This is a genomic window from Pseudomonas sp. (assembly GCF_030696055.1).
Taxonomy (GTDB): domain Bacteria; phylum Pseudomonadota; class Gammaproteobacteria; order Pseudomonadales; family Pseudomonadaceae; genus Aquipseudomonas.
Genome location: NZ_JAUYNP010000196.1, coordinates 1 through 5,870, shown reverse-complemented (window position 1 = coordinate 5,870; position 5,870 = coordinate 1). Strand labels below are relative to the sequence as shown.

The following is a 5,870-nucleotide window of genomic DNA, read 5'->3' as shown; positions in this document are numbered from 1 at the left end:
AGCCGAAGCCGATGGTGGTCTTGCAGCAGATCAGGGTCGGCTGCGCGCTCTTGCGCGCGGTGTCGATGGCGGTCTTGATCTCGTCGGCATCATGCCCGTCGACATTGCGGATCACCTGCCAGCCGTAGGCTTCGAAGCGCTTCGGCGTGTCGTCGGTAAACCAGCCTTCGACTTCGCCGTCGATGGAGATGCCGTTGTCGTCGTAGAAGGCGATCAGCTTGCCCAGGCCCAGGGTGCCGGCCAGGGAGCAGACTTCATGGCTGATGCCTTCCATCATGCAGCCATCGCCGAGGAAGGCGTAGGTGAAGTGGTCGACTATCGGGTGGCCGTCGCGGTTGAACTGCGCGCCCAGCACCTTCTCGGCGAGGGCAAAGCCCACGGCGTTGGCCAGGCCCTGGCCCAGGGGCCCGGTGGTGGTTTCCACGCCCGGGGTATAGCCGTATTCCGGGTGACCCGGGGTGCGCGAGCCGAGCTGGCGGAATTGCTTGAGGTCTTCTAGCCCTAAGTCGTAACCGGTCAGGTGCAGCAGCGAGTACACCAGCATGGAGCCGTGGCCGTTGGACATGACGAAACGGTCACGGTCGGCGAAGCTCGGGTTGCTCGGGTTGTGCTTGAGGTAGTCACGCCACAGCACTTCGGCGATATCCGCCATGCCCATAGGCGCACCGGGGTGGCCGCTGTTGGCTTTCTGCACGGCATCCATGCTCAGGGCACGAATGGCATTGGCACGCTCACGACGGCTGGGCATTACTGAATCTCCTACGGGCTGCTTGGGCGACTGGGGGTCGAAAAAGGCGGCCATTTTCGCCCAGCCAGGCCCATCGGGGCAATGACAGATAGTCGCAGGCCCAAGGTTTTCTGGCGTGAGCAGCAGCAATACCAATATCAAAACTTTTTGATATTGGTATTGCTGGATGAAAAATGACCGACTAGACTGCCCAGCCTATGAATATGCGCGCCTCCCTTCAAGCCTTCGAGCCGGTCGACGCCCTCGCTGCCCTGTGCAAGGCCAGCGGCGATCCGCTGCGCCTGAACGTGCTGCGCGCCCTCTGCAACGACTCCTTCGGCGTGCTGGAACTGGCGCAGATCTTCGCCATCGGCCAGTCGGGCATCAGCCACCACTTGAAGGTGTTGGCCCAGGCTGGCCTGGTGGCCACCCGCCGCGAAGGCAATGCGATCTTCTACCGCCGCGCCCTGGCGCAGAGCGAACAGCTGGGCGGCGCCCTGCATGCGGCCCTGCTCGAGGAAGTGGATAGCCTGCCGCTGCCCGCCGCGGTGCAGGGGCGCATCGCCGAGGTGCACAGCCAGCGGGCGGCGGCCAGCCAGGAGTTTTTCGCCCGCAGCGCGGCCAGCTTCCAGGCCCAGCAGGACTTGATCGCCGGCCTGCCGCAATACCGCGACAGCCTGCTCAGCCTGCTCGACTCCCTGGGCTTCGCCGCCACGGCAACGGCCCTGGAAATCGGCCCCGGCGATGGCGGCTTTCTGCCCGAACTGGCGCGGCGCTTCGCCCGGGTCACGGCCCTGGATAACAGCCCGGCCATGCTCGAACTGGCGCGCCAACGCTGCGAGCAGGACGGCCTGGGCAACGTGGCGCTGCAGCTGGCCGACGCGCTGAATGACGATTACCCCGCCGCCGACTGCCTGGTGCTGAATATGGTCCTGCACCATTTCGCCGCCCCGGCCGAGGCGCTGAAACAGCTGGCCCTGCGCGTCCAACCCGGCGGCAGCCTGCTGGTCACCGAGCTGTGCAGCCATAACCAGAGCTGGGCCCGGCAGACCTGCGGCGATCTCTGGCTAGGTTTCGAACAAGAAGATTTGGCCCGCTGGGCCAGCGCGGCCGGGCTAGTGCCCAGCGAAAGCCTGTATATCGGCCTGCGCAATGGCTTCCAGATTCAGCTGCGGCATTTTGCCAAGCCCCACGACAACACCGGCCTGCGGGCCCCAGTCACCGCTAATTAATAGGAAAATCGATCGATGAGCGAATACGCCCTGTTTACCTCCGAGTCCGTGTCCGAAGGCCATCCGGACAAGATCGCCGACCAGATTTCCGATGCGGTGCTGGACGCCATCATCGCCCAGGACAAACAAGCCCGCGTGGCCTGCGAAACCCTGGTCAAGACCGGTGTGGCCATTGTCGCCGGCGAAGTCACCACCAGCGCCTGGGTCGACCTGGAAGAGCTGGTGCGCAAGGTCATAGTCGACATCGGCTACACCTCCTCGGATGTCGGCTATGACGGCCACACCTGCGGCATCATCAACATCATTGGCAAGCAGTCCCCGGACATCAACCAGGGTGTCGACCGCGCCAAGCCGGAAGACCAGGGTGCGGGCGACCAGGGCCTGATGTTCGGCTATGCCAGCAACGAAACCGACGTACTGATGCCGGCCCCGATTGTCTTCAGCCACCGCCTGGTCGAGCGCCAGGCCGAGGCGCGCAAGTCCGGCCTGCTGCCGTGGCTGCGCCCGGATGCCAAGAGCCAGGTCACTTGCCGCTATGAGCACGGCAAGGTGGTGGGCATCGACGCCGTGGTGCTGTCCACCCAGCACAACCCGGAGGTGAAATACGAAGACCTGCGCGAAGGTGTGATGGAGCTGATCGTCAAGCACGTGCTGCCGGCCGAGCTGCTGCACAAGGACACCCAGTTCCATATCAACCCGACCGGCCAGTTCATCATCGGTGGCCCGGTGGGCGACTGCGGCCTGACCGGGCGCAAGATCATAGTCGACTCCTACGGCGGCATGGCCCGCCACGGCGGCGGCGCCTTCTCCGGCAAGGACCCATCCAAGGTCGACCGTTCGGCCGCCTACGCCGGTCGTTACGTGGCGAAGAACATAGTCGCCGCCGGCCTGGCCGAACGCTGCGAAATCCAGGTGTCCTACGCCATCGGCGTGGCCCAGCCGACCTCGATCTCGATCAACACCTTCGGCACCAACAGGGTCAGCGAAGACAGCATCATCAAGCTGGTGCGCGAAGTCTTCGACCTGCGCCCCTACGCCATCACCAAGATGCTCGACCTGCTGCACCCCATGTACCAGCCGACCGCCTCCTACGGCCACTTCGGCCGCACCCCGGTGGAAATGACGGTAGGCGACGACACCTTCACCGCCTTCACCTGGGAAAAAACCGACAAGGTCGCCGACCTGCGCGCCGCTGCCGGTCTCTAGGGCGGCTCAAATGCAAAAAGCCCCGCAAGTGCGGGGCTTTTTGTTTTCGTCAGAATTAGCTGCCGATCTGCAAACCGCCACCGACATACATCAGCCCCAACCCTATAGCTAAAACAAACAATGGTGGGCGGATAGCCGGCTCATAGGTCGAGTAGATCAACTGGGAAATCGGTGGAAAGATAAAATTCAAGACAACGCAAAGCATCGAAACCTGTATACCTCGGGAGACCGACCAGATAAATCCAGCCAGCGCGATAAGAAATCCAGCAGTGTTCATGCGTAACAATCCTTGTCTGAAATACAGGCCACATTGATCGACGCGGCATAGTGCCATGCAGTTACCCGTACTGTAACCCCAGCAAAAACAATCAACCCAAGCTAAGACACCTGCTAATGCTCAAATGCAGAAAACCCGCTACAGCGGTTTTTATTGCTAGTCTGCCGCCCCGCCCCACCCGTGACTCAGGACTCGACATGAGCAGCCCTTTGCCCCTGCTGGCCTTCCATAGCTACCAGACCCTGCGCCTAAGCCGCACGCCGATTCTCTCGCCCCTGCTGATAGTGGTGACCGAAGGCAGCAAGCGGATTCGCCTGGGCGAGCGAGTACTCACGGCCCCCGCGGGCGATTGGTTGGTGCTGCCGGGGCGGCAGCGGGTCGAGATGATCAACCAGCCGGACCCGCACAGCGGCCATTACCATGCCTGGGCGCTTGGCGAGCTGGACGGCTGGCAACAACGCCTGCATGAGCTGTACGCCGCACAACTGGCAGGCGTGCCGCTGCGCCCCAGCGCCGATGCTTTCGCACCGACGCCAGAGGCCCGCGAAGCCTTCGCCAACCTGCTCGCCCTGCTGCCCAGCGCCGCGCAAGGCAGCCTGCAAGCCGCCCAGGCCGAGCACGCCTGGCAGGGGCTGATGCTCGCCCTGGCCGCCACGGGTCGAGGCGGCGCGCTGCTGGCCCGGGACCATCGACACAACACCGAGCGCGTGCTGCAACTGCTGCGCGGCGACCTCAGCCGCGATTGGCAGGCCGAAGAAATCGCCGCGCAGCTGGCCATGAGCGGGGCGACCCTGCGGCGCAAACTGGCCGCCGAAAGCTTGTCGTTCCGCCGCTTGCTGCAGGATGCGCGGATGGAGCAGGCACTGGGCCTGATCAGCTGCAGCCTGCAGCCCCTGGGCGAAGTCGCAGCCGCCTGCGGTTACCAGTCGCCCTCGCGTTTTGCCGCGGCCTTCCAGCGCCAGTTCGGCTGTGCGCCGAGCGCGCTGCGTCAGATGAGCAACGCGGGCGATAGATTGCGCGAAACGGGCGCGCCGGCCTGAGACGCTTGACCAATACTCGAGGCCCACCCCAAGGAGCCTCGTCATGCGTCTATCTCCCCTCGCCCTGTGCTGCGCCAGCCTGCTGAGCTGCAGCCTCAGTCAGGCCTTCGAACTCAGCAGCCCGACTATTCAGAACGGCCAGCCCCTGAGCAAAACCGAGGAATTTTCCGGCTTCGGCTGCAACGGAGCAAACCGCGCACCCGCCTTGAACTGGCGGGACGCCCCCGCCGGCACCCGCAGTTTCGCCGTCACCCTCTACGACCCGGATGCGCCGACCGGCAGCGGTTGGTGGCATTGGCTGCTGTTCAATCTACCGGAGTCCACCACCGCCCTAGCTGCCGCCGCGGGCCAGGCGAAGGGTCCCGAGCTGCCGGCCGGCAGCGTGCAAAGCCTGACCGATTACGGCGCCCCGGGCTTCGGCGGGGCCTGTCCGCCACCAGGCGATAAACCGCATCGCTACATTTTCACCGTGCATGCGCTGAGCGTGGAAAAACTCGATCTGGATGCCACGGCCATGCCCGCCCTGGTGGGCTATATGCTCAACGCCAACAGCCTCGGCACGGCCACGCTGACGGCGACCTACAGCCGCCCCGCGCGCGACTGAGCCCAGCTCGCCGAGGAGGCCAGCCGGCGCAGCAGGCGAGCGGCTATTGGCCTGGGTGCAACCCAGGGCTCGGCCGCAAGGCAGCCCGGAGCAGAAAACCACCCTGGCGGTTTTCTGCTTGCTCGATCGAGCAGTGGAGGCAGCCACTCAGAAGCCCTCGATGCCCGGGTCGAACCAATAGGCCTTATTGTCGAAGGGCTGCCCTGGCGGCAGAGCGGGATTGGCAATCCGCAACATGCGCCGTTCACGCAGACCTAGGCTCTCGATGGTGGCGCCATATTCTTCGACGAACAGGCGATCCAGCGTGCCATCGGCGATCAGCGCGAGCATCCCCTCCTCGACTCGCTGCACATGGCGGCTGCCTTCTGGGGTGCGCGGAAACCAGAAGTACACCGGCAACGGGTAATAGAGCAGCAGCTCGTTCTCTATGGCCATCTGCGGGTATTTCGCGCGCCAATGCGCGAGCTCCCCGCTCACTTCGGTCACGCCGCGGCCAAAGGCATCGAAACGCCGCGCCATCAGCATGCGAAACAGCCCTTCATAGCTGCTGCCCGTCACCACCGGCAAGCCGGCCGCCTTGTAGATAGCCACATCGGACCAGTCACGCTGCTGACCGAAGCTGAACTGACGCAGCTGCTCGAGCGACTGTACGGCGGCAAAACGCGGCTGGTCCTCGGCCTGGATAAGGAAGACCCGGTAACCGAGCAAGCCCTTGTCGATGGGGATTCTAATCGGCAGCAGCGCCTCTTCCAACGCCTGCGTGGCGTCCAGCACCAGGGTATTC

General features: G+C 64.3%; 5 protein-coding genes and 2 pseudogenes. 4 read left to right on the top strand and 3 right to left on the bottom strand.

Annotated elements, in window-relative coordinates; translation table 11 throughout:
- A pseudogene (locus Q8Q83_RS11395) lies at positions 1 to 748 on the bottom strand (transketolase); the annotation flags it as partial.
- A 197-nt stretch (positions 749 to 945) separates the two neighbouring features.
- On the opposite strand from Q8Q83_RS11395, the gene Q8Q83_RS11390 reads away from it, so the two are divergent.
- Entirely contained in the window at positions 946 to 1,959 is a 1,014-nt protein-coding gene (locus tag Q8Q83_RS11390; protein ID WP_371132400.1) for an ArsR/SmtB family transcription factor, read from the top strand.
- A 15-nt stretch (positions 1,960 to 1,974) separates the two neighbouring features.
- Positions 1,975 to 3,165 (top strand): methionine adenosyltransferase, encoded by a 1,191-nt coding sequence (gene metK / locus Q8Q83_RS11385; RefSeq protein ID WP_305623784.1) that lies wholly within the window; start codon positions 1,975 to 1,977, stop codon positions 3,163 to 3,165.
- Positions 3,166 to 3,220: 55 nt separating this feature from the next.
- Here metK and Q8Q83_RS11380 read toward each other — a convergent pair whose 3' ends face one another.
- Entirely contained in the window at positions 3,221 to 3,442 is a 222-nt protein-coding gene (locus tag Q8Q83_RS11380) for a hypothetical protein (protein WP_305623782.1), read from the bottom strand.
- Positions 3,443 to 3,639: 197 nt separating this feature from the next.
- Here Q8Q83_RS11380 and Q8Q83_RS11375 point away from each other — a divergent pair, with 197 nt between their 5' ends.
- The gene (locus Q8Q83_RS11375) at positions 3,640 to 4,482 is read left to right on the top strand and encodes an AraC family transcriptional regulator (protein ID WP_305623780.1); all 843 of its coding nucleotides are present in this window, start codon (positions 3,640 to 3,642) and stop codon (positions 4,480 to 4,482) included.
- Positions 4,483 to 4,525: 43 nt separating this feature from the next.
- Positions 4,526 to 5,086, top strand: coding sequence for a YbhB/YbcL family Raf kinase inhibitor-like protein (locus Q8Q83_RS11370; protein ID WP_305623778.1), 561 nt, complete (start codon positions 4,526 to 4,528; stop codon positions 5,084 to 5,086).
- A gap of 147 nt (positions 5,087 to 5,233) precedes the next feature.
- Here Q8Q83_RS11370 and Q8Q83_RS11365 read toward each other — a convergent pair.
- Positions 5,234 to 5,870: pseudogene (locus Q8Q83_RS11365) on the bottom strand (hypothetical protein); the annotation flags it as partial.

Coding starts and splice junctions, on each gene's coding strand:
- Q8Q83_RS11390 (WP_371132400.1), top strand. CDS start 946: ATGAATATGCGCGCCTCCCTTCAAGCCTTCGAGCCGGTCGACGCCCTC.
- metK (WP_305623784.1), top strand. CDS start 1,975: ATGAGCGAATACGCCCTGTTTACCTCCGAGTCCGTGTCCGAAGGCCAT.
- Q8Q83_RS11380 (WP_305623782.1), bottom strand. CDS start 3,442: ATGAACACTGCTGGATTTCTTATCGCGCTGGCTGGATTTATCTGGTCG.
- Q8Q83_RS11375 (WP_305623780.1), top strand. CDS start 3,640: ATGAGCAGCCCTTTGCCCCTGCTGGCCTTCCATAGCTACCAGACCCTG.
- Q8Q83_RS11370 (WP_305623778.1), top strand. CDS start 4,526: ATGCGTCTATCTCCCCTCGCCCTGTGCTGCGCCAGCCTGCTGAGCTGC.